The following is a 24,183-nucleotide window of genomic DNA, read 5'->3' on the forward strand; positions in this document are numbered from 1 at the left end:
GGGGGCTTTGAAAAAATGCACGTGAGCAGGCCCCCATCCTCCAGATCGCTCTGTCGCCGGCCGGCGGGCCAGCGGCGATACCAGCCCGTTCACGCAAGACAACAATTACAACGGCACGAGGGCCTCCAGTTCAGGCAACAGGACGACGCTTTCCTGCTCGTTCGGGTCTGTGCGCGCAATGACGGCCGAAGCGGCCTGATCCGACAGATTGGCCGGCAGATGCGGCACGCCAGCCGGGATATAAAACATCTCGCCCGCGCGCACGATCACATGGTTCTCCAGCCTTTCGCCAAACCACGTATGGGCTTCGCCAGACAGCATGTAGATCGCCGTTTCATGGGTTTCGTGTTTGTGGGCCTTGGCCCGGCCACCCGGCGGAATGGTCAGAAGGTGCATACAGATGCCCGCCGATCCGACAGCCTCTGCCGAAATCCCCTCGAAGTAACTGAACCCCTGCTTACCATCATAGGTCTGGCCGGGACGGACGATCCGGCAGGTGGGTTTCGATGATTGCAACATTTTCATATCTCCTCCGCAGGAACGCCGCAGGCAGCATACCCCATTCAAAAAATATGAAGTACGACTATCGGAGGCAGAAAACCGAATGACGTCACACCAATCTTCCAGCCAATGGCATTCAGGGCGGAGCGCACCGGATACAATGACAGGCACAGCAACATCCGTCGTTTCGGCGCGCGATCTCGGCCTCACCTTCGAGACCAACGACGGCCCGGTCAACGCGCTGACAGGCGTCAATCTCGACGTCAACAAGGGCGATTTCGTCTCCTTCATCGGCCCCTCCGGTTGCGGCAAGACCACCTTCCTGCGCGTCATCGCCGATCTGGAAAAGCCGACATCCGGCGCGATCACCGTCAATGGCACGACACCGGAAAACGCCCGCAAAAACCGCTCCTACGGCTATGTCTTCCAGGCCGCCGCCCTCTACCCGTGGCGCACCATCGAAAAGAACATCGCTCTGCCGCTCGAAATCATGGGCTACAGCGCCGCGGACCAGAAGGCGCGGATCGAGCGTACCCTCGAACTGGTCAACCTGACGGGCTTTGGCAAGAAATTTCCGTGGCAGCTTTCGGGCGGCATGCAGCAGCGCGCCTCGATCGCCCGCGCGCTCGCCTTCGATGCCGATCTTCTCCTGATGGATGAACCGTTCGGCGCACTCGATGAAATCGTCCGCGATCACCTGAACGAGCAGCTCTTGAAACTCTGGGACCGCACCAACAAGACGATCTGCTTCGTGACCCACTCGATCCCGGAAGCCGTCTATCTCTCCACCAAGATCGTCGTCATGAGCCCCCGTCCCGGCCGCGTCACCGACATCATCGAATCCACCCTGCCACGCGAACGCCCCTTGGGCATCCGCGAAACCCCGGAATTCCTCGCGATCGCCCATCGCGTGCGCGAGGGTCTGAGAGCGGGGCATAGTTATGATGAGTAGGGCGTCCGAGATTGCGGCGAAGGCCCCTCCCCAACCCCTCCCCACAAGGGGGAGGGGCTCGACCGGTCGGCCTTTCGCTTTTTCAGACTTCCAACAAGACAAAATTGCTGCACGTACGATGCGCAGAAATTCTAACTCGAGTTTTGAGGGATCGCCGCAGGCGATGCATTTTCAGTTTGGCGATGCAGGCGCCGCGGTTTTCTCCCTCCCCCTTGTGGGGAGGGTGGTGAGCGCAGCGAACCGGGAGGGGTCTTTCTTGCCGCACTCAAATATCGACCCAAAAACCAGAACGAGGGCCAAGAAACTACGCACCGAACTGACCAAAGCCGAAGCCAGAATGTGGAATATGCTGCGCGACTTCCGTTCACGCGGCGCACGGTTCCGCCGTGAAACTCCGATTGGTCCTTATGTCGCTGATTTTGCCTGGTTGTCGGCGCGCATTGTGATTGAAGTCGATGGCGATAGCCATGAAACGACAGATGGACGGAGACACGACAACCAACGCGATCGGTTTCTTCAAGCCCAGGGCTTTAGCGTCCTCCGTTTTGACAACGCTCAGGTAATCGACGGCCCGGACTATGTTTTCTTAACAATAGAACAAGCCATTTCGAATTTTCTGGAGGCCGAGCCAAACCAATGAACCTCTCCTTCATTCTCTGGCTCGCCGCTTCCATGGCGATCTTTCTTGGCGGCGCCACGGCATCGCGTTATTATGTTTCCACCAATAACATCCTTATCCTCCTGTTCTCGCTCGGGCTCTATTGCCTCGGCAATCTGATGATGGTGCGGCTGATGCGTGAGGGTGGGCTCGGGCTTGCCATTTCGGCATCGGCTATTGCCCAACTCCTCTTGGTCAATTTCATCGCCTTTGCCGTCTTCGGTGAGCGCATGACCTTGCCACAACTGGCCGGAGTGGCGCTGGGTGTCGTCTCCATGGGGTTGATGTTGCTGCCCACGGGAGGAAAGGCTTGAACATGGAAAAGCCGAACCTTTTCAAAGACAGCATCATGCCGGTGGGCGTCATCCTGCTTGCCGTCCTGATTATCTGGTATGTTTCCGCAGTCTTCCTCAACGCGCCATTCGAGCGCGACACGGCTGCGCGGGCGGGAACGGAGATTACCTTTTCCGAAATCCTGCCGAAAACCATGTTCCAGCAACGGCCGGTTCTGCCTGCCCCGCATCAGGTGATCGCCGAAATCTGGAACACGACGGTTTTAATGCCGGTCACCTCCAAGCGAAGCCTCGTTTACCATGCTTGGATCACACTCTCCGCCACACTGCTCGGGTTTGGCATCGGCACCGTGCTCGGTATCCTGCTGGCGGTTGGCATCGTCCATAACCGGGCGATGGATCGCTCACTGATGCCCTGGGTCATTGCCAGCCAGACCATTCCGATCCTCGCCATCGCGCCGATGATCATTGTCGTCCTCAATGCCGTCGGCATATCCGGGCTTTTGCCCAAGGCGCTGATCTCCACCTATCTGAGCTTCTTCCCGATCGTCGTCGGCATGGTGAAGGGGCTGCGCGCGCCTGAACAGATCCAGCTTGACCTGATGCACACCTATTATGCCAGCCCGTCGCAGACCTTCTGGAAGCTGCGCTGGCCGTCGTCCATGCCCTATCTCTTCGCCTCGTTGAAAGTCGCCATCGCCATTTCGCTGGTTGGTGCCATCGTCGGCGAATTGCCGACCGGTGCCGTGTCCGGTCTCGGCGCCCGCCTGCTCGCCGGTTCCTATTATGGCCAGACGGTGCAGATCTGGTCGGCTCTGTTCATGGCGGCAGCGCTCGCCGCAACCCTGGTGATCATTGTCGGGCTTGCCCACACCGCCGTCCTCAAGCGCATGGGGATGAAACCATGAACTATAGTCTTCTGTTCGGCGCCATCGTCTTCTGGCTTGCGGCCTGGGCAACCAATGAATGGCTGGTGCGCAGGAAATTCCGCATCCCGTCAGCAAACAGCGTTGTTCGTCTGGCAGTTCCCCTGCTGTTCGGCGTCAGCATTCTGGTTCTCTGGGAAGGACTGGTGCGCGGGCTCAATGTTCCCTCGGTGCTGCTACCGCCACCGTCGATGATCTGGACGCGGCTGATCAACTCGGTGCCGACACTTTGGGCCGATTTCCAGCAGACGTTCCTAAAAGCCGTCATCACCGGCTATGCGCTTGGCTGCGGGCTCGGCTTCCTCGTTGCGATTGCCATCGACCGTTCGCCTTTCCTGCAGAAGGGCCTTCTGCCGCTCGGCAATTTTGTCTCCGCCCTGCCCGTCATCGGCGTCGCACCGATCATGGTCATGTGGTTCGGCTTCGACTGGCAATCGAAGGTGGCGGTCGTCGTCATCATGACGTTCTTCCCGATGCTGGTAAACACGGTTTCAGGCCTTGCTGCGGCAAGTTCGATGGAGCGCGACCTGATGCACACCTATGCCGCCAGCTGGTTTCAAACCCTTGTTAAATTGCGTCTTCCAGCGGCATGGCCTTTCATTTTCAACGCACTCAAGATCAACTCCACTCTGGCGCTGATCGGCGCGATCGTCGCGGAATTCTTCGGCACGCCGATCGTCGGCATGGGGTTTAGGATTTCCACCGAGGTGGGACGCATGAATGTCGATATGGTTTGGGCCGAAATCGCCGTTGCGGCGGTGGCTGGCTCCGCCTTTTACGGGATAGTCGCGCTCATCGAGCGGGCTGTCACGTTCTGGCATCCGTCCGTGCGGAATGCGCGGACGGCTTAAAAAATACCTGCCCGTGGTGGGCGGGTACAACAAAAAAGAGGGAACTGACATGAAGACAAGACTTGCATCATTGCTGCTGGCAAGCGCTTTTTCGCTGTCCGCATTCCATGCCATGGCCGCCGACAAGGTGGTGCTGCAGCTGAAATGGGTCACGCAGGCCCAGTTCGCCGGCTATTACGTCGCCAAGGACAAGGGTTTTTATGAAGCCGAAGGTCTCGATGTCGAGATCAAGCCGGGCGGCCCGGACATCGCACCTCCGCAGGTCATCGCCGGTGGCGGCGCCGATGTCGTCGTCGACTGGATGCCATCTGCGCTTGCAACCCGCGAAAAGGGCGTGGCGCTCGTCAACATCGCCCAGCCGTTCAAGTCCTCGGGCATGATGCTGACCTGCCTGAAGGAATCCGGCGTCGCCTCTCCTGCCGATTTCAAGGGCAAGACACTCGGCGTCTGGTTCTTCGGCAACGAATATCCGTTCCTGTCCTGGATGAGCCAACTCGGTCTCAAGACCGATGGCGGCCCGGATGGCGTCACCGTCCTGAAGCAGGGCTTCAACGTCGATCCGCTGATCCAGAAGCAGGCTGCCTGCATCTCGACCATGACCTATAACGAATATTGGCAGGTCATCGACGCCGGCATCAAGCCGGATGACCTGGTGGTCTTCAAGTATCAGGATCAGGGCGTCGCAACCTTGGAAGACGGTCTCTACGTGCTTGAAGACAAGCTCAAGGATCCGGCCTTCAAGGAAAAGATGGTCAAGTTCGTGCGCGCTTCGATGAAGGGCTGGAAATACGCCGAGCAAAACACCGACGAAGCCGCCGGCATCGTTCTTGAGAACGACGCTACCGGCGCCCAGACGGAAGAACACCAGAAGCGCATGATGAGTGAAGTTGCCAAATTGACGGCAGGCTCGAACGGCGCGCTGGATGACGCCGACTACAAACGCACCGTTGCTTCGCTGCTGAAGGGTGGATCCGACCCCGTTATCAGCAAGGAACCATCAGGCGCCTTCACGCATGAGATTACTGACGCCGCTCTCAAATAGGCATTTTTATAATACTTTTGACAGAAGAAACGCGCGGGCTGGTTCCCGCGCGTTTCTCATTTGCAACACTTGCAAATACGTTTGCGCAACAAAAAGACATAAAACGGAAGTTGCATTGATGGCACCCAACAAATAAAATAATGAGGCACCATTCTTTATTTCTATGATCTTGCATAGCCGAATGGCTCTAACTAAATAGAGCCCGAAGGCATTCTGAGGAGGATGCGGGAGAAAATTTACGCGTAACGTAATTGCAACCGGCGCGCTATTTCCTTCCTTTCCTGCATATGACGGCGACCGGCCCATCCAGGCAATGTTTTCGGCGTCAGCGAACTGATTTATCCGGAATTCGAGGAAAGTGAGCCGATGGCCCGTAACACGACGTTTGCGTTTGGAATTTCCACTGCTCTTTTGCTGACTTTGCTATCCGGCACGGCATTCGCGCAGGAGGCCGCCAAGCCGGAAGCCACGCAGACATTGCCGTCCATTGTCGTAACCGAGGTGGCATCCAGGCCGATTGTCGATCGGGTCGTGGCAACCGGTGCGGTAAAAGCCGTCGATGAGACCTATGTCTCCCCGCTGGTCGACGGGCTTTCCATTCGCACGCTGAACGCCGATGTCGGTGACCGGGTTGAGGCAGAGAGCACGCTCGCGACCCTGAACCAGGATATGCTTGTGCTGCAAAAGAGCCAATATGCCGCAAGCCTTGCCAAGGCTGAGGCCGCTCTTGCCCAATATCAGGCACAACTTGCGGAAGCGCAGGCCAATGCGGACGAAGCCGTCCGGGTCAGCGAACGATCAAAAAAGCTCGCCGAGGCGGGTTCGATGTCGACAGCGCAGCGTGACCAGGAAAAAGCCGCCGCCACCGCAGCGCTTGCGCGCGTCCGCTCGGCTGACCAGTTGGTCTCTGTCGCCAAGGCGGATATCAAGGTCGTCGAGGCGCAGATTTCCGATGTCGATCTGCGGCTTGTCCGCACGGATGTGAAAACGCCAGTAACCGGCGTGGTCTCGGCACGCACCGCAAAGGTCGGGGCCATTGCGAACGGCGCCGGTGAGCCGCTGTTCACCATCATTCGCGATGGAGCCGTTGAGATGAAGGCGGAAATTATCGAAACCGACCTGCCTAAGCTTGAGATCGGCCAGAAGGCAAAGGTGACGCTTGCCGACGGCAAGACGCAGATCGACGGGAGAATCCGCCTGATTTCGCCGGTGATCGACACCCAGACCCGCCTCGGCAGTGTCTATATCAGCCTGCTGGAACCCGAAAAAGCCAGGGTTGGCATGTATGCTCGGGCGCAGATCATCGTCACGGAAAAACAGGCGCTCGTCCTGCCGCTTTCGGCGGTCACCAATACGAAGGTCGGCATGGTCGCCCGCAAGGTTGAGGGTGACGTGGCGCATGTTGCGCAAGTTGAAACCGGCATACAGGATAACGGATATATCGAAATCCGCAGCGGGCTGAAGCAGGGCGACCGGGTGATTACGAAAGCCGGCGCCTTCGTGCGCGACGGTGATCGCATCAAACCCGTGCTGGCGGCCGCCGAAACCGTATCGAACTGATCGAGGTCAAAGAGATGAACTTTTCTGCTTGGTCCATCCGCAACCCGATCGCGCCGATCCTGGGTTTCGCGCTCCTGCTCTACCTGGGAATTCAATCGTTCTACGCATTGCCGATCACCCGGTTCCCGAACATCGACGTCCCGGTGGTCGCGATCACCGTGACCCAGAACGGCGCCTCGCCGTCGGAACTGGAAATGCAGGTGACCAAGGAGGTCGAGGACGCCGTTGCCTCGATCGCCGGTGTTGACGAAATCCAATCCACGGTTACCGACGGACAGTCGGTCACTTCAGTCGTTTTCCGTATCGAAAAGCCCACGGAAGAAGCCGTCCAGGACACCAAGGACGCGATCGACCGCATCCGCAGCGATCTGCCTGCCGACGTTGAAGAACCTGTCGTCACCAAGATCGATGTCGAAGGCCAAGCCATCCAGACTTTCTCCGTCACATCGCCTGATATGACGCTGGAAGAACTCTCCTGGTTCGTCGATGATACCATCAAGCGCGCCCTGCAGGGTCAGGTCGGCGTTGGCCGGATTGACCGTTACGGCGGCTCCGACCGGGAAATCAAGGTCGAGCTTGATCCGAACAAGCTCGATTCCTTCGGCATCACAGCCCCGGATGTCAACAATCAGCTGCGCAGCACCAACGTTGACCTCGGCTCGGGCCGCGGCCAGATCGGCGGAAACGAGCAGACCATCCGTACACTCGGCGACGCTCGCAACGTGGCCCAACTCGCCAATACGACGATCGCACTGCTCAATGGCCGGTTCGTAAAGCTCTCCGATCTCGGCACCGTCACCGATACCTATGAAGAGCAGAAATCCTTCTCTCGCTTCAATGGTGACGCATCGGTCACCTTCGCAGTGTTCCGATCCAAGGGCGCCAGCGAAGTCACCGTCGCAGAAACCGTGGCGAAAAGCCTCGATACGGTTCGTGCCGCCCATCCCCAAGTCAACATCGCAATGGTCGATGACTCGGTCTATTTCACCTACGGCAACTATGAAGCTGCGCTGCACACGCTGCTGGAAGGCTCGATCCTTGCCGTTATCGTCGTGCTTCTCTTCCTGAGAAACTGGCGGGCGACGCTTATCGCCGCGGTTGCCCTGCCCCTGTCCGCGATCCCGACATTCTGGATCATGGATCTGATGGGCTTCTCGCTCAATCTCGTCAGCTTCCTGGCATTGACACTGGCGACGGGTATTCTCGTCGATGACGCGATCGTCGAAATCGAGAATATTGCCCGGCATATCAAGATGGGAAAGACGCCGTACCGGGCCTCGCTCGACGCCGCCGACGAAATCGGGCTAGCGGTTATCGCCACCAGCTTCACCATCATCGCCGTCTTCGTGCCGGTCTCGTTCATGCCCGGTATTGCCGGACAATATTTCATTCAGTTCGGCTTGACGGTCGCCTTCTCCGTCTTCTTCTCGCTGATGGTCGCGCGTCTGATCACGCCACTGATGGCAGCCTACCTGATGAAGCCCGAGGACGGCGTTGACGACCATCATGACAATGATGGGCGCATGATGAAGGGCTATACCTGGCTGGTCAGCGCCACGACCCGGCGCTGGTATATGCGCTACGCAACGATGCTCGCCGCTTTCGCCTTCCTGGCAGGTTCCCTGGCTCTGATGGCGCAGGTGCCAGGCAGCTTCATGCCGCCGGACGATTCATCGCGCGTCGTGCTGTCGGTCGAATTGCCGCCAAACGCAACTCTTGCTGAAACCGACGCCACAACTGAACAGATCTACAACGCTGTGCGCGGTATCGATGGCGTGGAGAGCGTCTTCGTGCTCGGCGGCGCCTCGCCGAAGGGCGATCTTGAACTGCGCCGTGCAACGGTCCGCATCATTCTCGGGACCATCGACCATTCGCTTGTCAAAACCCTGGTCAACAAGGGTCTCGGCAATCTTCCGCTGATCGGGCAGTATATGCCGAAGATGAAGATGGATGGCAGGACACGTCCGCAGTGGGACGTCGAAAAGGACATCTTCGCCAACCTGCGCGGCATTCCGGATGTACGCATCACCAAGCTGAACGATCGCGGCGAACGTGAACTGACCTTCAACTTCCTGTCGTCCAACGAGGACGACCTGAATGCGGCCGTCAGCCTGCTGGAAGGCAAACTGCGCGCGTCACCCATCCTGTCCAACGTCAGCTCGGAAGGCGCCCTGCCCCGGCCGGAACTGCAGATTCATCCGCGGAAGGATGAAATCGCACGTCTCGGCATCACGCCGCAGCAGATTTCCCAGACGATCCGCGTTGCTACGACCGGTGATGTCGATGCAGCACTGACCAAGATCTCGCTCGACAACCGGCTGATCCCGATCCGGGTACAGACGTCACTTGACGTTCGCCGTGACCTCGCAGCGATCGGCGCCCTGAAGGTGAAGACCGCGTCTGGCTCGACGGTTCCGATCGATAGCGTTGCCGATATCAGCTATTCCGAAGGACCAAGCTCAATCCTGCGCAATGCTCGCAACAAGGTGGCCTCGATCGGCTCCGATGTGCCGCAGGGGACCGCGCTCGATACCTCGACCGCAGAGTTCAAGCGGATCGTCGACGAGACGAAGCTGCCATCGACCGTTCGGCTTGCCGAGAGCGGCGATACCAAGATCCAGAGCGAGATGATGCAGAGCTTCGGCAACGCCATGCTGCTCGGATTGCTGATGGTGCTGGTGGTGCTCATCCTATTGTTCAAGGATGTGATCCAGCCCTTCACCATTCTCCTGTCGCTGCCGCTGGCAATCGGCGGCGTCGCTGTGGCGTTGATCCTGACCCGCAATGCATTCTCGATGCCGGTCATGATCGGTGTCCTGATGCTGATGGGTATCGTCACCAAGAACGCCATCCTGCTGGTCGACTTCGCCGTCGAGATGAAGCGTCAGGGCATGGAACGTGTCCAGGCCATGATCGAGGCCGGCCGCAAACGCGCTCAGCCGATCATCATGACATCCATCGCCATGTCGGCGGGTATGATTCCCTCAGCACTCGGTGTCGGCGAAGGCGGTTCGTTCCGCGCACCGATGGCGATCGCCGTTATCGGCGGCATCATCGTATCCACCGTGCTCTCGCTTCTCGTCGTGCCGTCGTTCTTCCTGATCATGGACGACGTATCCCGCCTGATGGGCTGGCTGTTCGGCCGCATGGTCGGCAAGAAGGATGAGGAACTGGAGGTGCTTGAAAACGAAGCATTGACGGGCATCGTCACGGATCAGGGCAAGACGATCGACGAGTTGCAAAAACGGCTCGACAAGCTGGAAGCCCCCAAACGCGGCGGCAACGTCATCAACCACCCCGCGCTCGCAGCGGAATAGTTCCAGCTCGCCCCCCTCAAAAAGCCCGGCCGCCTCATAAATGCGGCCGGGCTTTTTCGTCTTGAAACAGCGCTCTCTTCACAGCCCGCCTTCAACCCTCAGAAAATCGACGATCGTCTCGATACCGTCGCCGCGTTTCATGTCGGAAAACACGAAAGGCCGCGCAGCACGCATACGGTTGGCGTCCCGCTCCATGACGTCGAGATCGGCACCGACATAGGGCGCCAGGTCCTTCTTGTTGATCACCAGAAGGTCCGAGCGTGTGATCCCCGGTCCGCCCTTGCGCGGGATTTCCTCGCCCTGGCAGACGGAAATGACATAGATGGTGATGTCGGCAAGATCAGGCGAAAAGGTCGCTGCCAGATTGTCACCACCGGATTCGATGAAGATGACGTCGAGATCCGGAATGCGCCGGTTGAGATCGGCAATGGCCTGCAGGTTGATCGTCGCATCTTCCCGGATTGCCGTGTGCGGACAACCGCCGGTCTCGACGCCAACGATCCGGTCCGACGGCAGTGCCTGCATGCGTACCAGCGCCTCGGCATCTTCCTTGGTGTAGATATCATTGGTGACGACGGCGACCGAATATGTTTCGCGCATCGCCTTGCAGAGCTTGTCGGTCAACGCTGTCTTGCCGGAGCCGACTGGACCGCCGATTCCGACGCGAAGGGGGCCATTGGCAGATTTCATCGTAATATTCCTTTCAAGAAAGCGGGCTCGAAACTGTCAGGACCGAAAGAGCCGCGAATGCAAAGTCTCATGGCGCAGCGCTGAAATATCGGCCGTGATGGTCGCGGAACCAAGATCGTCCAGCGTGCTCGTCGCAGCCCGTGCCGCTGTTTCAGCGATCACCGGTTCCAGCCCGGCAAGCACAGCAACTCCGTGTGTCTGCCCGATCACCCCGCAACGGATTGCCACCGAAACCAGATTGGATGCCGTCGAATGCAGGTAGGCAGCCAGCGGCGGCTCAAGTCCCGTGCCATGCGCGCCCGCAATCGCCCCAACGGCAACAGGATAGGCAACCGCACCTGTCAGGGTATCGAGCACCGGATGCGGCCAATGGGCAGCTGCCATCAGGAACGCCTCTCCTTGCAGCATGGTTTCCATATGGCGCTCGCGCGATCCGGCAAGGGCTTCAGCGAGTTCTCTTAACTCCGCCAGTCGAGGTGTATCTCCACAAGCCCGATAACTCTCGGCCAGAAGTACGGCATCATTCCAGCTCGAACCATGTTCGATCAACGCCTTCAGCCATCGCGTAAGCCCCGGCGCGTCACGCACCAGACCATCGTGCACCGCCTGCTCAAGCCCACCGGAATAGGAGAACGCCCCGACCGGAAAGGCTGGCGACAACCATGTCACCAGCCGCAGCAGCGCTTTGGTGTCGGCATGATCAGTCATGGGCGTGATGGTGGCCGCCATGACCATGCGAATGTCCACCGGAGCCATGATAGGCACCGCGCATCGGCTGAAACGGTTCCGTCACCTCACTGATCGCAGCGCCCAGACCTTCCAGCATCGCCTTGATCACCGGATCACGCAGAATCAAAATCCGCTCCAGCCGGATTTCTGCGGCAAGGTGCCGATTGCCGAGATGCCAGGCGAGTTCGATCAGGTGGAGGGGATCTCGCGGGCGAATGTCATAGAGCGGCTCATCAATCGCAGCGATGCGGACATACTCCCCGGTGTCCAATACCAGAAGATCGCCATCAGCCAGCATGACGGGCTCCTTCAGGTCAAGCATCACCACATCGTCATTGTCGAGATGCAGCAATTTGCGGCGCAGGTGCCGCTTGTCATGGGCAAGAGCAATCGTATGCAGCGCTGTCTTGTCGGTTGGACCGGGCGACAGGATCTCAGTCGAGCGATAGGGCATTCAACGAGCCTTCAAATTCAATCATATGACTGTAACAACAAAAAAATCCGGCGCCAGACCAAACAGGCCCGGCGCCGGATTTGACGAAAATCACCCTTGCCTGAAATCAGGCAGCGATCTTTTCCGACTGCAGCGCGCCGAGGATGTTCTGCGGCGACGAGACGCCATACGGGTCGTTGTCGGCATTGTCGCAATAGCCTTCTTCCTCGAACCACTGTTCGACGACACCGTCATTGATGACGGCGGCATAACGCCAGGAACGCATACCGAAGCCGAGATTGTCCTTGGAAACGAGCATGCCCATCTTGCGGGTAAACTCGCCGGAGCCATCAGGAATGAGCTTGACGTTTTCGAGGTTCTGCGACTTGCCCCAGGCATTCATCACGAAGGCGTCGTTGACGGAGATGCAGTAGATTTCATCAATGCCCTCGGCACGGAAATCAGCCGTCAGCTTTTCGAAGTCGGGAAGCTGAAAGGTCGAGCAGGTCGGCGTAAACGCGCCCGGCAGCGAAAACAGGATGACGCGCTTGCCGGCGAAATAATCGGCCGACGAAACATCCTGCCAGCGGAATGGATTGGCACCGCCAACGGCTTCGTCGCGAATACGCGTGCGGAAGGTAACGGACGGAACTTTTCTGCCAATGATCATGATGGATACTCCTTGAAAGATAAACGTCCCGCGCGGCAGGTCTTGGGAGGAACCCGGCGCAGGAAGTGACCCTTTTTCTATAGCAATGGCTGCTGCGATGCAGCACAAAGGCGACGAAAAACACTCGCCGCATGGCTGACCTGCACTCAGCGCATGCCTGTGCCTGCGACAAAAAGTCAATTATTTCAATTATACAGCGCCAGCGATGCCGACAGGGAAATCGGTAATGGATTCCACCAGCCGGTTCGCAACCCTGCCTCGCGAAGCGCCTTGGCCGTCCAGGTATTGCAGCCAAGGACAGCAGTGAACCAGCCGTTGGCCTCGAAAAAACGGTCATTGGCGCCGTAGGCAACATCCGGAATCGCCTCGATTCGGCCGCCTGCTGACATAAAGCTCGCTTCGATGAAGGATAGCAGCCGTTCGTATTCATCCGGCCCGATCTCAAAACCCGCAACATGATCCGCGGGCTCGAGAATCTCGCCCGCGACATCGGCATGGATGACCGAGCGATCAAGCGTCAGCCCCTTGAACAATGGCACCGGTTTCAACTCCGACCATGTGGGCGTCTCGATATAAAACGCCCGGCCACCCCAGCCGAAAACCAGCCAGCGTGCGTCCGGATGCGCAACCGGCATGCCGCTTTCCGCGAGAAACGGAAAACGGCCCAGCGTTTCGGCAGTGACTGGAATGGCAATGTCCGTATGGATCGGGTTGGACAGCACAAGAATCCGATGCGTCTCCCTCGTTTCCGCATCGGCTTTCGCGGTATGCCACAAAGGCCGAGGCACGAATGTCCCGGCAACAATCGCCAAGACCGCGGTAAACACAGCGGCCGCCAGCCAGCGCACGGGCCGTCTCCAGGACATCAGCATTCTTTCTCGATCAACAACCGCGCTAGAACATGAAGTAGCGCTGCGCCATCGGTAGCACCGTTGCGGGTTCGCAGGTCAAGAGCTCGCCATCGGCCCGAACCTCGTAGGTTTCGGGGTCCACCTCAACATGCGGCGTCAGGCTATTGTGGATCATCGAGGCCTTGCCGATGCCACCACGGGTGTTCTTCACCGCAACGAGCTGCTTGGCAACACCGAGCCGCGCCTGCAGCCCACCATCGAGCGATGCCTGCGATACGAAGGTGACGGACGAATTGGTTCGTGCCTTGCCAAAGGCGCCAAACATCGGCCGGTAATGCACCGGCTGTGGCGTCGGGATCGAGGCGTTCGGATCCCCCATCGGGGCAGCCGCGATCATGCCGCCAAGAAGCACCATATCGGGCTTCACCCCGAAGAACGCCGGATTCCACATCACCAGATCGGCACGCTTGCCGACTTCGATCGAGCCGATCTCATGCGAAAGGCCCTGCGCGATCGCGGGGTTGATCGTGTATTTGGCGATATAGCGCCGGACGCGAAAGTTGTCGTTCTCGCCGGTCTCCTGCGGCAGCCGGCCCCGTTGCCGTTTCATCTTGTCGGCCGTCTGCCAGGTGCGGATCGCCACCTCGCCAACGCGGCCCATGGCCTGACTGTCGGACGAAATGATCGAGAACGCGCCGATATCATGCAGGATGTCTTCGGCTGCGATCGTCTCCTTGCGGATACGGCTTTCGGCAAAGGCAATGTCTTCCGGGATCGACGGCGACAGGTGATGGCAGACCATCAGCATGTCGAGATGCTCGGCAAGTGTATTGACCGTGTAGGGCCGGGTCGGGTTCGTTGAGGACGGGATGACGTTCGGCTGGCCGCAGATCTTGATGATATCAGGGGCATGGCCGCCGCCCGCGCCTTCGGTGTGAAAGGCATGGATCGTGCGCCCCTTGATGGCCCCGATCGTATCTTCGACGAAACCGCTTTCGTTCAGCGTATCGGTGTGGATCATCACCTGCACGTCAAAGGCATCGGCAACCGACAGGCAATTGTCGATGGCGGCTGGCGTCGTGCCCCAGTCCTCGTGCAGCTTCAAGCTGGAGGCCCCGGCAAGGATCATCTCCTCGATCGGCGCCGGAAGCGAGGCGTTGCCCTTGCCAGCCAGCGCGAGATTCATTGGAAAGGCATCAAAGCTCTCGATCATCCGCTCGATATGCCACGCGCCGGTGCACGTGGTTGCCAGCGTGCCATGCGCCGGGCCGGAGCCGCCGCCAAGCATCGTGGTGATCCCCGACATCAGGGCTTCCTCGATCTGCTGCGGGCAAATGTAATGGATATGGGCATCCATGCCACCTGCCGTAATGATTTTGCCTTCGCTGGCAATCACCTCCGTCGACGGACCGACAATGATGGTCACCCCCGGCTGGGTGTCCGGGTTACCAGCCTTGCCGATCGCAGCGATCCGGCCGTTCTTCAAGCCGATATCGGCCTTGACGATGCCGGTATGATCAACAATCAGCGCATTGGTGATGACGGTATCGACCGCCCCTTGCGCCCGCGTGGCCTGGCTCTGGCCCATGCCGTCGCGAATGACCTTGCCACCGCCAAACTTCACCTCGTCGCCATAGGTGGTGAAATCCTTTTCCACCTCGATGAACAGCTCGGTATCGGCCAGCCGAACCTTGTCGCCGGTGGTGGGGCCGAACATGCTGGCATAGGCCGCGCGCGACATTTTGTAGGACATGGCTTTCAGGCTCCCTGAGCAAAGGCGGGTAAACTGGTCGGATCGAGGCGCAACAGCTGCCCCTTGGAAATCAGGTCATCGACATAACGGCGCTCGGCAGAAAAAGGATGCCACTCCCAGCCCGCATGGCCAAAACCGGCAAGAACCACGCGATTCGTCGGGCGGCGCCAATGAGCCAGCACTTCGGCAATCGCAATCAAACCGCTGCTCGGCACGACATATTCGCCGGGGTCGAATGGCTTCAGCCCCGCATCGACACGCTCATGCGTAGACGCCGGGATCGTATGAAAGGCGCGGCCGGTCGCCTGGGCAAAGGTGCGAAAACCATCGGTATAATCGTCGCAGAGATCATCAAGATCCGGATGCGTCAAAGCCAGCTGCGGCCGCAACGCCTGAAACTTGTCTCCATCACGAACGCACCAGATCGCGCTTGCCCGCCGCACCGCCGCTTTCGTCTTCCACATCCCGCCCCCCAGCATGGCCAGCGCCGGACGTCCGGTGTTGCAGACGGCAACGATATCCGTCTTCTCCCCACCCGCTCCGCAGGAACGGCAATCGTTGAAGCGGATCACCAGATCAGCCGCATCGATGATGGCGGCCGCACCATCCGGCACCGGACCATTGCCAACGATCATGATGGTCCGGCTCGCGGTCACGGACACCTCAGTTTCCAGCACCTTCCGTCAGGCCCTTCAGTTCCTCGGTTCGCTTCTTGGTCAGGTCCGCCAGGCAACCGGAGACCAGCATCGGCTCCATCGAACCGCCCCGCGCCTCGAAACCGGCCAGTTCGCATTGGCCGTCGCGATAATCAATCCAGGCGCGCTGGGCCTTCTTCAGAGCTTCGACGGCACCGACATAGCTGGGGGCGATACCGGCCATTTCCTTGTCGGTATCCTTCATCGCCGCCATGGCCTTCTTGTAGACCGCGTTCAGCTCCGTATCGGCCGCCTCATAATCCTTGTTGGCGCAAATGTTCATATCCGCCTGGGTCATTGCATTGGCGCAATCGACCTGCGGATCCTCTTGCGCCTGTGCAAGGAGAACGCCTTGAAACAACGTGACCGCAAGCGAAACTGACGTGAGGAGGAAACGCCTCATAGCTTGCCCATGACCTTCTGGCGGAAGCCGTAAACCTCGCGCTTGCCGGTAAAAGGAATGAGCGTGACGCTACGCGTCTGTCCCGGCTCAAAGCGCACCGCGGTTCCGGCTGGAATATCCAGGCGCCTGCCATGTGCCACGGCCCGGTCAAACAGCAAGGCGGCATTGGTTTCGGCAAAATGATAGTGGCTGCCGACCTGGACGGGACGGTCACCGCTATTGGAAACCTCCAGCGATACCGTGTCCAGCCCGGCATTCAGCTCGATCTCGCCCTCTGCCGCAAGGATTTCACCGGGGATCATCGTATCGTCTCTCCTCTTCAGGCAGCCTTGATCGGCGCGCAGCCTTCGGCTTTCAGAACGCGCTCGGTGGAGGCCGGAAACTTGCCGAGCTTGGCTGCTGGACGAACCGGGCGGCGCACGAGTTCGCCACTACAGTTCGGGCATTGCCCATCGAGAACATCGGTGACGCACTGCGTGCAGAAGGTGCATTCGAAGCTGCAGATCATGGCTTCGCGGCTGCCAGGCGGCAGATCCTTGTTGCAGCATTCGCAATTGGGTCTCAGTTGCAGCATGGTCTTTCCTCAGCGAATGGGTTCATGGACGGTGACAAGCTTTGTCCCATCCGGAAACGTCGCCTCAATCTGGATATCGTGGATCATCTCGGGAATGCCTTCCATCACCTGAGCGCGGGTGATCACATGAGCGCCCGCCTCCATCAGGTCAGGCACCGAGCGGCCATCGCGCGCACCCTCGACGACAAAATCGGTGATCAGGGCGATTGCTTCGGGATGGTTGAGCTTGACGCCGCGCTCCAGCCGCCGGCGGGCGACCATGGCTGCCATCGAAATCAGCAATTTGTCTTTTTCACGAGGTGTCAGGTTCATGCGTGGTCACCGGGATTATGGGTCAATTACAGGTTCCAGACTTTCGGCACAGAGGCGCCCTTGCGCAAGTGCGAAATGACCGGGATGAGGATTTTTCTCAAGGCAAAACCATCGGCGGCAACGAGGCGGGCAATCAGCTTGTCTTCGCCTCCCACCCGATAGCAGCTCACGCCGCCCGCAATGCCGCCGATCAGACCGCGCAGCTTGTCGAGATGCAACTCGCAATCAGCGCCGGTGTAAAACACGGTCGCGAAAGCCACCTGCCCGCCGAGCACCGCGCGTTCCTGCGTCAAACCGGAGATATCGCCGGAAAGCCGCAGATTTTCGGCATGCAGCAGCGCGCCATTCTTGCGAATGCGCCAGCGATCCTGAAACAGGCCTTCCCGCATCGCCTCGCCCATCGCCTTGCGCCCCAGAAGCACGGCCTCGACCGCCAGAAATTCCGCCCCATCAGCAAGATCGACCTCCAGCTTTCGCGATATCGAGGCCCGGTCAAACAGGATGGTTTCCTGCGGCAGCCAATGCACTGTGGCTCCCTGCCCCAGCGAAATCCGCGCACTCACCGCGGCCGTCCCGGCGCTGGCTTTATAGATTTTCTCGCAGGCCTGGGTGGTCAATGTCAGGTGGGTGCCGTCACCGGCTGCAAACGACCATTCTATATGATCGCCCCCCGTCAGACCGCCGGAACTGTTGATCAGCACCGCTTCCATCGTGGTGTCGAATGTGTCCGGCAACCGGATCTTGGCGCAGCCTTCCTGATAGAATTCGGCAAGCCGGGTACGCCCCGCAAACGGCTTTGCCACCAGCCGCCCTTTGCCCCACGCCCTTTGCGGAGCGATCCCTGCTGCTACTTCAGCCATCTGCCGTCAAACCGTCAGGTGGCGGCGCGCTTCCGGCGTATCCAGCGTCTCGGCCGGGCCTTCATGCACGATCTCGCCACGGTCCATGATGTAAACATGGTCTGCAAGCTCCCGGCAGAAGTCAAGATATTGTTCCACAAGCAGAATCGCCATCCCGGTGGAATCGCGCAGATACTGGATCGCCCGGCCGATATCCTTGATGATCGATGGCTGGATACCCTCCGTCGGCTCATCGAGGACGAGGATTTTGGGCCGGGTGACCAGCGCCCGGCCAATCGCCAGCTGCTGCTGCTGCCCGCCCGACAGATCGCCGCCGCGGCGGCCGAGCATCGAGCGCAGGATGGGGAAGAGGTTGAAGATATCCTCCGGAATGAACCGGTCCTTGCGCGCCACCGGCGCATAGCCCGATTCCAGGTTTTCCTTGACCGTCAGCAGCGGAAAGACCTCGCGCCCCTGCGGCACGAAACCAATGCCGTGCTTGGCCCGATTGTAGGGCGCCATGCCGTTCAGCACCGTATCGTTGAAGGTAATCGTGCCGGCGCTTGGCCCATGCTGGCCGGTAATCGCCCGAAGCAGGCTGGTCTTGCCGACGCCGTTGCGGCCGAGAACGCAGGTGATCTTGCCCATGGGCGCTGTAATGGAAACGCCACGGAGGGCTTGAGCCGCACCGTAATGGAGATTGATGTTGTCGACGGTCAGCATAGTTGATCACCTTCAGAAGTTGTGGCTTCACCCCCCTCTGTCGGCGGCGTCGACATCTCCCCCACAAGGGGGGAGATTGCCATTGGCATCAGCGCAATCGAGGAAAGAGAATGATCTCCCCCCTTGTGGGGGAGATGTCGCAAAGCGACAGAGGGGGGTGAAACCGGCATCCACCGGCCGCAGAACATCGAAACGTTATAATGCATCTCACCGCCCCAGATAATTCTCGATCACTTTCGGATCGTTGCTGACGAAATCGATCGAGCCTTCGGCCAGCACCGAGCCTTCCGCCAGGCACGTCACCTTGACGCCGAGATCGCGGATGAAGCCCATGTCGTGTTCGACGACGACGACCGAGCGGGTCTTGGCGATTTCCTTGAGCAGGATGGCGGTTTCGGCGGTTTCCGCATCGGTCATGCCGGCGACGGGCTCATCGACCAGAAGCAGTTTCGGCTCCTGCGCGAGCAGCATGCCGATCTCCAGCCACTGTTTCTGCCCGTGCGAGAGATTGGCGGCCAGATCGTCCTTGCGCGCGGTCATGCGCACCGTTTCGAGGATTTCCTCGATACGCACCTTGTCCTCCGCCGTCAGCCGGTAAAACAGGGTCGAGAAAACGCCGCGTTTCCGGTTGAGCGCCAGCTCGATATTGTCCCAGACGGTATGGCTTTCGAACACCGTCGGCTTCTGAAACTTCCGGCCGATGCCGAGCTGGGCGATGTCGGCCTCGTCCTTCTTGGTCAGATCGATATCGCCGTTGAAAAACACCTGGCCGCTATCCGGCCGGGTCTTGCCGGTGATGATATCCATCATCGTCGTCTTGCCTGCCCCGTTCGGGCCGATGATAGCCCTGAGTTCACCGGGCTCAACCACGAAGGACAGCGAATTCAGCGCCTTGAACCCGTCGAACGATACCGAGACGCCATCGAGATAAAGCAGGCTGCGTGAGGTCTTTGCATCCATCGATCTTACTCCGCAGCCAGGGGTTCAAGCGTGGCCAGCCGGCTTTCGGCCCTGGCCGCAGCCTTGTCCTGATAGACTTTTTCAGCGGCATCTGCTTGTTTCTGTTCCTTGCGCCGGGCGAGGAACTGCTGGACCGTGCCGACCACGCCCTTTGGCAGGAACAAGGTCGTGGCGACGAACAGGGCGCCGAGTGCAAACAGCCAGAATTCCGGGAAGGCCGCGGTAAACACGCTTTTGCCGAAATTGACGAGGATGGCGCCGATGATCGGGCCGATCAGCGTGCCGCGCCCGCCAACCGCCGTCCAGATCACCACTTCGATCGAGTTTGCCGGGGCGAACTCTCCCGGGTTGATGATGCCGACCTGCGGCACATAGAGCGCACCGGCCACGCCCGCCATCATCGCCGAGACGGTGAAGATAAACAGCTTCATATTCTCGACCCGGTAGCCCAAAAACCGGGTCCGGCTTTCCGCATCGCGCACGCCGACCAGCACCTTGCCGTATTTTGAGCGGACAATGGCGGAACTCAGAACCAGAGCCAACGCCAGCGCGATGGCGGTTGCCGCAAAAAGTGCGGCGCGCGTACCACCGGCCTGAACGTTGAAGCCGAGAATTTCCTTGAAATCGGTCAGGCCATTGTTACCACCAAAACCCATCTCGTTGCGGAAGAAGGCTAGTAACAGAGCATAGGTCATCGCCTGGGTGATGATCGACAGATAGACGCCGGTAACGCGCGAGCGGAAGGCAAACCAGCCGAAGCCGAAGGCCAGCAATCCGGGCACCAAAAGCACCATCAGCGCTGCAAAGGCGAAATGGTTGAAGCCATACCAGTACCACGGCAGTTCCTGCCAGTTGAGGAACACCATGAAATCCGGCAGCAGCGGATTAGCATAGACGCCGCGATCGCCGATCTGGCGCATCAGATACATGCCCATGGCATATCCGCCGAGTGCGAAGAACGCGCCATGACCGAGCGAAAGAATGCCGCAATAGCCCCAGACGAGATCAAGCGCCAAGGCCAGAAGCGCATAGCAAAGATACTTGCCAAGCAGCGGCACCAGATAGCCAGGGACATGAAAGACACTGTCTTCCGGGATCAGAAGATTGGCGAGCGGTACGAGGATTGCGGCAAGCAGGATGAGGCAAACGGCCCAGACCGTCTTCTTTTCGTGCTGGCTGAAAAGCATTTGCGTGATCATTGTTCGACCGCCCTTCCCTTGAGCGCGAACAGGCCGCGTGGCCGCCGCTGGATGAAAAGAATGATGAAGATGAGAATGAGGATCTTGCCGAGCACCGCACCGGCATAGGGCTCCAGAAACTTGTTGGCGATGCCAAGTGTCAGCGCGCCCACCAGCGTCCCCCAGAGATTGCCGACACCGCCGAAGACCACGACCATGAAACTGTCGATAATGTAGTTCTGGCCGAGATTGGGCGAGACATTGTCGATCTGGCTGAGCGCCACCCCCGCCATGCCGGCAATGCCGGATCCGAGCCCGAATGTGAGCGCATCGACCCAGGGGGTACGGATACCCATCGACGAAGCCATCCGCCGGTTCTGGGTGACCGCGCGCATCTGCAAGCCGAACTTGGAGCGTTTGAGCAGCAGCAGCAAGGCGACGAAGACACCCAGCGAAAAGACGATGATCCACATGCGATTGTAGGTGATCGCAAGCCCGCCGATCTCGAACGCACCCGACATCCAGCTTGGATTGTCGACCTGACGGTTGGTCGGGCCGAAGATGGTGCGGATCGCCTGCTGCAGGATCAGCGAGATGCCCCAGGTGGCCAGCAGCGTTTCGAGCGGACGGCCATAAAGCCAGCGGATGACGCTGCGTTCGATGCCGACGCCAACCAGGCCGGTGAAGAGAAAGGCCGCAGGAACCGCAAACGCCAGCGAAAAATCGGCCATTCCCGGCGCGACCGCAGCGATCGTCTGCTGCACCACGTAGGTCGTGTAGGCCCCGAGCATGACCATCTCGCCATGGGCCATGTTGATAATGCCCATGACCCCGAAGGTGATGGCAAGGCCGATGGCCGCGAGAAGCAGGACGGAACCGAGCGACAGGCCATACCAAACGTTTTGGGCGATATCCCAGACGGCAAGGCTTCGCTCGATCGCATTGACATGGGTCTGGATCACCGGCTTCAGGTCATCAGGCGCATTGGCCATCGCTGCCGTCAGAATCGTCAGGGCGTCGCGGTTTCCGCGCGCGGCAATCGTGTCGATAGCGGCTTTCTTGTCTTCGGCTGTGGCGTCGGTCTTGAGCAGGATAACGGCACGCGCCGCTTCCATGGTCGATTTGATCTCGGCATCCTTTTCCTCAACCAGTGCCGAATTCAAAAGGGTCAGATTGTCCGGATTGGCGTCCTTGAGCAGGTCCTGCGCCGCCGCAAGGCGGGCGGAACGATCCGGACTCAGAAGCGTCAACTGGCTGAGCGCCGTGCCGATCGCCCCGCGCAGGCCATTGTTCAACCGGATTTTCGCAAGGTTTCCGGGAGCATCAGAGACCGCGGCCCCTGTCAGCACATCAAGATAGGTACCGTCGGCCGAACCTTCGAGATAGACCGCACCGCCGGTCTTCGGCGCATAAAGCTTGCCGTCGCTGAGGTTCTTCAGGATGTCACCGACCTTAGGATCACCCGATGCGGCCAACGCTTTGACGGCCTCGATCTTCTGCGGGAAAGCCGTAGCGCCCAGCGCATCGACCAGCGGCCGGATGTTCTCCTCAGCGCGCAGGCCCGTTGCCAGGCAGCTGATCAGCAGGCAGAGAGCAACAAGGAAGGTTTGGATGGCGCGATACATGAGCTCTTCTTGTTCCGTTGGCTCGGGCGCCGTGCATTGACGAAACACACGTTATGCCGGCGCTGTTGCTTAAGTTTTCCGCACTCCGCTCGCTCGACGAGCACATCGATGGGGACCGGCATCCAGGAGCCGCGTCCCAACTGAGCCAAGCAGAAAACATGCCAGATGTCGGGATGCAGGTCCCTCCGCCCAGACAGGGTCTGGACGGAGGGTATTGGCATTTCAATCAAGACGTCATGAGAATGATTTCTGGGAAATGGCCGTCAGGCCGTTGCCGGAATATGCTGAGCTTGATGAAATCAGCGGGTAATCGTTGACATCAGGAGCCTTTGCCGCCGCACTTGCCCGTTGCAACGTTGAAGTTGCCGCAGGACATCGGCTTGCGCCAATCGGAGATCAGATCCTTCGAGTCCGGCAGGAAGTCCGACCATTCGTCGCCAACGACCTGTGGGGTCTGCTGGACGATTTCGAACTGGCCGTCGGCCTGGATTTCACCGATCAGCACCGGCTTGGTGATGTGGTGGTTCGGCATCACGGTGGAGTAGCCGCCCGAAAGGTTCGGTACGCTGGTGCCGATGATCGTGTCGAGAACGGCATCGGTTTCGGTGGTTCCAGCAGCCTCGACGGCCTTTACCCAGGCACTAAAGCCGATATAGGCGGCTTCCATCGGATCGTTGGTGACGCGCTTGTCATTCTTGGTGAAGGCATGCCACTGCTTGATGAATTCAGCATTGGCAGGCGCATCGACGGACTGGAAGTAGTTCCACGCGGCGAGGTGACCAACCAGCGGCTTGGTATCGAGACCGGCCAGCTCTTCTTCGCCGACGGAGAAGGCGACGACCGGGATATCGGTTGCCTTGATGCCCTTGTTGCCGAGCTCCTTGTAGAACGGCACGTTGGCATCGCCGTTGATGGTCGAAACGACGGCCGTCTTCTTGCCGGCCGAACCGAATTCCTTGATCTTCGTCACTTCCGTCTGCCAGTCGGAGAAGCCGAATGGCGTGTAGTTGATCATGATATCCTCTTTTGGGATACCCTTGGCGATCAGATAGGCTTCGAGGATCTTGTTGGTGGTGCGCGGATAGACGTAGTCGGTGCCTTCCAGCACGAAACGTTCGACACCCTCGGTGTTCATCAGATAGTCGACGGCCGGGATGGCCTGCTGGTTTGGAGCGGCACCGGTGTAGAAGATGTTGCGCGAGGATTCCTCACCCTCGTACTGGACCGGGTAGAACAGGATCGAATTCAGCTCTTCGAAAACCGGCAGGACCGATTTGCGCGACGACGACGTCCAGCAACCAAAGACAGCAGCGACCTTATCGACGGAAATCAGCTCGCGGGCTTTTTCAGCAAACAGCGGCCAGTCAGAGGCCGGATCGACAACGACGGCCTCGAGTTTCTTGCCGAGAAGGCCGCCCTTCTTGTTCTGCTCTTCGATGAGCATCAGCATGGCATCCTTGAGCGTCGTCTCGGAGATTGCCATGGTGCCGGAGAGCGAATGCAACACGCCGACCTTGATGGTGTCTTCAGCGGCATGAACGCTGGAAAATGCTGTTGTGGCGAGCGCGCCAGCCAGAAACGCGCCCAGAATCTGGGATTTGAATTTCATGATGTGAACCCCTCTCGTTCTTTTGACGACGGCGCTTGG

At 59.3% G+C, this 24,183-nt stretch carries 26 protein-coding genes; 8 read left to right on the plus strand and 18 right to left on the minus strand.

Annotation, left to right across the window (positions count from 1 at the left end; genetic code table 11):
• Window positions 1-105 precede the first annotated feature (105 nt).
• Entirely contained in the window at window positions 106-519 is a 414-nt protein-coding gene (locus tag ASD36_RS27330; protein ID WP_060506080.1) for a cupin domain-containing protein, read from the minus strand.
• A 142-nt stretch (window positions 520-661) separates the two neighbouring features.
• On the opposite strand from ASD36_RS27330, the gene ASD36_RS27335 reads away from it, so the two are divergent.
• The 8 genes from ASD36_RS27335 to ASD36_RS27370 all read left to right on the plus strand — a co-directional run bounded on the left by ASD36_RS27335 (window position 662) and on the right by ASD36_RS27370 (window position 10,100).
• Entirely contained in the window at window positions 662-1,453 is a 792-nt protein-coding gene (locus ASD36_RS27335; RefSeq protein WP_060505899.1) for an ABC transporter ATP-binding protein, read from the plus strand.
• A gap of 163 nt (window positions 1,454-1,616) precedes the next feature.
• Window positions 1,617-2,093: a DUF559 domain-containing protein gene (locus ASD36_RS27340; protein ID WP_244482318.1), complete on the plus strand. Its 477-nt coding sequence runs from the start codon at window positions 1,617-1,619 to the stop codon at window positions 2,091-2,093.
• Window positions 2,090-2,425 carry a hypothetical protein gene (locus ASD36_RS27345; protein ID WP_060505900.1) on the plus strand — a complete coding sequence of 112 codons (336 nt, stop codon included), beginning with the start codon at window positions 2,090-2,092 and terminating at the stop codon, window positions 2,423-2,425. The genes ASD36_RS27340 and ASD36_RS27345 overlap by 4 nt, the downstream gene beginning before the upstream one ends.
• A 2-nt stretch (window positions 2,426-2,427) precedes the next feature.
• Window positions 2,428-3,312: an ABC transporter permease gene (locus ASD36_RS27350; protein ID WP_060505901.1), complete on the plus strand. Its 885-nt coding sequence runs from the start codon at window positions 2,428-2,430 to the stop codon at window positions 3,310-3,312.
• On the plus strand, window positions 3,309-4,181 hold the full coding sequence (locus tag ASD36_RS27355) for an ABC transporter permease (RefSeq protein WP_060505902.1): 873 nt from the start codon (window positions 3,309-3,311) through the stop codon (window positions 4,179-4,181). The genes ASD36_RS27350 and ASD36_RS27355 overlap by 4 nt, the downstream gene beginning before the upstream one ends.
• Window positions 4,182-4,230: 49 nt before the next feature.
• Entirely contained in the window at window positions 4,231-5,223 is a 993-nt protein-coding gene (locus ASD36_RS27360) for an ABC transporter substrate-binding protein (protein ID WP_037099053.1), read from the plus strand.
• Between the two features lie 366 nt (window positions 5,224-5,589).
• Window positions 5,590-6,783, plus strand: a complete 1,194-nt coding sequence (locus tag ASD36_RS27365) for an efflux RND transporter periplasmic adaptor subunit (protein ID WP_060505903.1) — start codon at window positions 5,590-5,592, stop codon at window positions 6,781-6,783.
• Between the two features lie 14 nt (window positions 6,784-6,797).
• Window positions 6,798-10,100 carry an efflux RND transporter permease subunit gene (locus ASD36_RS27370; RefSeq protein WP_060512035.1) on the plus strand — a complete coding sequence of 1,101 codons (3,303 nt, stop codon included), beginning with the start codon at window positions 6,798-6,800 and terminating at the stop codon, window positions 10,098-10,100.
• Window positions 10,101-10,178: 78 nt separating this feature from the next.
• Here ASD36_RS27370 and ureG read toward each other — a convergent pair whose 3' ends face one another.
• From ureG to urtA, 17 genes are all read right to left on the minus strand, one after another.
• Entirely contained in the window at window positions 10,179-10,790 is a 612-nt protein-coding gene (gene ureG, locus ASD36_RS27375; protein ID WP_060505905.1) for an urease accessory protein UreG, read from the minus strand.
• Between the two features lie 36 nt (window positions 10,791-10,826).
• Entirely contained in the window at window positions 10,827-11,498 is a 672-nt protein-coding gene (locus ASD36_RS27380; protein ID WP_060506082.1) for an urease accessory protein UreF, read from the minus strand.
• Window positions 11,491-11,973 (minus strand): urease accessory protein UreE, encoded by a 483-nt coding sequence (gene ureE, locus ASD36_RS27385; protein WP_060505906.1) that lies wholly within the window; start codon window positions 11,971-11,973, stop codon window positions 11,491-11,493. Before ureE ends, ASD36_RS27380 begins: the two co-directional genes overlap by 8 nt.
• 106 nt (window positions 11,974-12,079) lie before the next feature.
• Window positions 12,080-12,619, minus strand: coding sequence for a peroxiredoxin (locus ASD36_RS27390; RefSeq protein WP_060506083.1), 540 nt, complete (start codon window positions 12,617-12,619; stop codon window positions 12,080-12,082).
• 188 nt (window positions 12,620-12,807) lie between these two features.
• Window positions 12,808-13,488: a TIGR02117 family protein gene (locus tag ASD36_RS27395; RefSeq protein WP_060506084.1), complete on the minus strand. Its 681-nt coding sequence runs from the start codon at window positions 13,486-13,488 to the stop codon at window positions 12,808-12,810.
• Window positions 13,489-13,516: 28 nt separating this feature from the next.
• Window positions 13,517-15,226, minus strand: coding sequence for an urease subunit alpha (gene ureC / locus ASD36_RS27400; protein ID WP_060505907.1), 1,710 nt, complete (start codon window positions 15,224-15,226; stop codon window positions 13,517-13,519).
• Window positions 15,227-15,231: 5 nt separating this feature from the next.
• Window positions 15,232-15,882 carry a hypothetical protein gene (locus ASD36_RS27405; RefSeq protein ID WP_060506085.1) on the minus strand — a complete coding sequence of 217 codons (651 nt, stop codon included), beginning with the start codon at window positions 15,880-15,882 and terminating at the stop codon, window positions 15,232-15,234.
• 7 nt (window positions 15,883-15,889) lie between these two features.
• Entirely contained in the window at window positions 15,890-16,324 is a 435-nt protein-coding gene (locus ASD36_RS27410) for a lysozyme inhibitor LprI family protein (protein ID WP_082512269.1), read from the minus strand.
• On the minus strand, window positions 16,321-16,626 hold the full coding sequence (locus ASD36_RS27415; RefSeq protein ID WP_060505908.1) for an urease subunit beta: 306 nt from the start codon (window positions 16,624-16,626) through the stop codon (window positions 16,321-16,323). The genes ASD36_RS27410 and ASD36_RS27415 overlap by 4 nt, the downstream gene beginning before the upstream one ends.
• A gap of 17 nt (window positions 16,627-16,643) precedes the next feature.
• Complete coding sequence (locus tag ASD36_RS27420; RefSeq protein ID WP_060505909.1) at window positions 16,644-16,898, minus strand: DUF1272 domain-containing protein; 255 nt, start codon at window positions 16,896-16,898, stop codon at window positions 16,644-16,646.
• A gap of 9 nt (window positions 16,899-16,907) precedes the next feature.
• Entirely contained in the window at window positions 16,908-17,210 is a 303-nt protein-coding gene (locus ASD36_RS27425; RefSeq protein WP_037099076.1) for an urease subunit gamma, read from the minus strand.
• Window positions 17,211-17,236: 26 nt separating this feature from the next.
• Window positions 17,237-18,070: an urease accessory protein UreD gene (locus ASD36_RS27430; RefSeq protein WP_060505910.1), complete on the minus strand. Its 834-nt coding sequence runs from the start codon at window positions 18,068-18,070 to the stop codon at window positions 17,237-17,239.
• Between the two features lie 6 nt (window positions 18,071-18,076).
• On the minus strand, window positions 18,077-18,772 hold the full coding sequence (gene urtE, locus ASD36_RS27435; protein ID WP_060505911.1) for an urea ABC transporter ATP-binding subunit UrtE: 696 nt from the start codon (window positions 18,770-18,772) through the stop codon (window positions 18,077-18,079).
• A gap of 207 nt (window positions 18,773-18,979) precedes the next feature.
• Window positions 18,980-19,732 carry an urea ABC transporter ATP-binding protein UrtD gene (gene urtD / locus ASD36_RS27440; RefSeq protein ID WP_060505912.1) on the minus strand — a complete coding sequence of 251 codons (753 nt, stop codon included), beginning with the start codon at window positions 19,730-19,732 and terminating at the stop codon, window positions 18,980-18,982.
• Window positions 19,733-19,737: 5 nt separating this feature from the next.
• Window positions 19,738-20,931, minus strand: a complete 1,194-nt coding sequence (gene urtC / locus ASD36_RS27445) for an urea ABC transporter permease subunit UrtC (protein WP_060505913.1) — start codon at window positions 20,929-20,931, stop codon at window positions 19,738-19,740.
• Entirely contained in the window at window positions 20,928-22,535 is a 1,608-nt protein-coding gene (gene urtB / locus ASD36_RS27450) for an urea ABC transporter permease subunit UrtB (RefSeq protein ID WP_060505914.1), read from the minus strand. Before urtB ends, urtC begins: the two co-directional genes overlap by 4 nt.
• Window positions 22,536-22,854: 319 nt before the next feature.
• The gene (gene urtA, locus ASD36_RS27460) at window positions 22,855-24,144 is read right to left on the minus strand and encodes an urea ABC transporter substrate-binding protein (protein ID WP_060505916.1); all 1,290 of its coding nucleotides are present in this window, start codon (window positions 24,142-24,144) and stop codon (window positions 22,855-22,857) included.
• Between the last annotated feature and the right edge of the window lie 39 nt (window positions 24,145-24,183).

Source organism: Rhizobium sp. Root1334, from assembly GCF_001426665.1.
Classification (GTDB): domain Bacteria; phylum Pseudomonadota; class Alphaproteobacteria; order Rhizobiales; family Rhizobiaceae; genus Pararhizobium.

Bases quoted from the DNA above. Each gene is read 5' to 3' on its own strand.
- ASD36_RS27330 (WP_060506080.1), bottom strand. From the start codon at position 519: ATGTTGCAATCATCGAAACCCACCTGCCGGATCGTCCGTCCCGGCCAG.
- ASD36_RS27335 (WP_060505899.1), top strand. From the start codon at position 662: ATGACAGGCACAGCAACATCCGTCGTTTCGGCGCGCGATCTCGGCCTC.
- ASD36_RS27340 (WP_244482318.1), top strand. From the start codon at position 1,617: ATGCATTTTCAGTTTGGCGATGCAGGCGCCGCGGTTTTCTCCCTCCCC.
- ASD36_RS27345 (WP_060505900.1), top strand. From the start codon at position 2,090: ATGAACCTCTCCTTCATTCTCTGGCTCGCCGCTTCCATGGCGATCTTT.
- ASD36_RS27350 (WP_060505901.1), top strand. From the start codon at position 2,428: ATGGAAAAGCCGAACCTTTTCAAAGACAGCATCATGCCGGTGGGCGTC.
- ASD36_RS27355 (WP_060505902.1), top strand. From the start codon at position 3,309: ATGAACTATAGTCTTCTGTTCGGCGCCATCGTCTTCTGGCTTGCGGCC.
- ASD36_RS27360 (WP_037099053.1), top strand. From the start codon at position 4,231: ATGAAGACAAGACTTGCATCATTGCTGCTGGCAAGCGCTTTTTCGCTG.
- ASD36_RS27365 (WP_060505903.1), top strand. From the start codon at position 5,590: ATGGCCCGTAACACGACGTTTGCGTTTGGAATTTCCACTGCTCTTTTG.
- ASD36_RS27370 (WP_060512035.1), top strand. From the start codon at position 6,798: ATGAACTTTTCTGCTTGGTCCATCCGCAACCCGATCGCGCCGATCCTG.
- ureG (WP_060505905.1), bottom strand. From the start codon at position 10,790: ATGAAATCTGCCAATGGCCCCCTTCGCGTCGGAATCGGCGGTCCAGTC.
- ASD36_RS27380 (WP_060506082.1), bottom strand. From the start codon at position 11,498: ATGACTGATCATGCCGACACCAAAGCGCTGCTGCGGCTGGTGACATGG.
- ureE (WP_060505906.1), bottom strand. From the start codon at position 11,973: ATGCCCTATCGCTCGACTGAGATCCTGTCGCCCGGTCCAACCGACAAG.
- ASD36_RS27395 (WP_060506084.1), bottom strand. From the start codon at position 13,488: ATGTCCTGGAGACGGCCCGTGCGCTGGCTGGCGGCCGCTGTGTTTACC.
- ureC (WP_060505907.1), bottom strand. From the start codon at position 15,226: ATGTCCTACAAAATGTCGCGCGCGGCCTATGCCAGCATGTTCGGCCCC.
- ASD36_RS27410 (WP_082512269.1), bottom strand. From the start codon at position 16,324: ATGAGGCGTTTCCTCCTCACGTCAGTTTCGCTTGCGGTCACGTTGTTT.
- ASD36_RS27415 (WP_060505908.1), bottom strand. From the start codon at position 16,626: ATGATCCCCGGTGAAATCCTTGCGGCAGAGGGCGAGATCGAGCTGAAT.
- ASD36_RS27420 (WP_060505909.1), bottom strand. From the start codon at position 16,898: ATGCTGCAACTGAGACCCAATTGCGAATGCTGCAACAAGGATCTGCCG.
- ASD36_RS27425 (WP_037099076.1), bottom strand. From the start codon at position 17,210: ATGAACCTGACACCTCGTGAAAAAGACAAATTGCTGATTTCGATGGCA.
- ASD36_RS27430 (WP_060505910.1), bottom strand. From the start codon at position 18,070: ATGGCTGAAGTAGCAGCAGGGATCGCTCCGCAAAGGGCGTGGGGCAAA.
- urtE (WP_060505911.1), bottom strand. From the start codon at position 18,772: ATGCTGACCGTCGACAACATCAATCTCCATTACGGTGCGGCTCAAGCC.
- urtD (WP_060505912.1), bottom strand. From the start codon at position 19,732: ATGGATGCAAAGACCTCACGCAGCCTGCTTTATCTCGATGGCGTCTCG.
- urtC (WP_060505913.1), bottom strand. From the start codon at position 20,931: ATGATCACGCAAATGCTTTTCAGCCAGCACGAAAAGAAGACGGTCTGG.
- urtB (WP_060505914.1), bottom strand. From the start codon at position 22,535: ATGTATCGCGCCATCCAAACCTTCCTTGTTGCTCTCTGCCTGCTGATC.
- urtA (WP_060505916.1), bottom strand. From the start codon at position 24,144: ATGAAATTCAAATCCCAGATTCTGGGCGCGTTTCTGGCTGGCGCGCTC.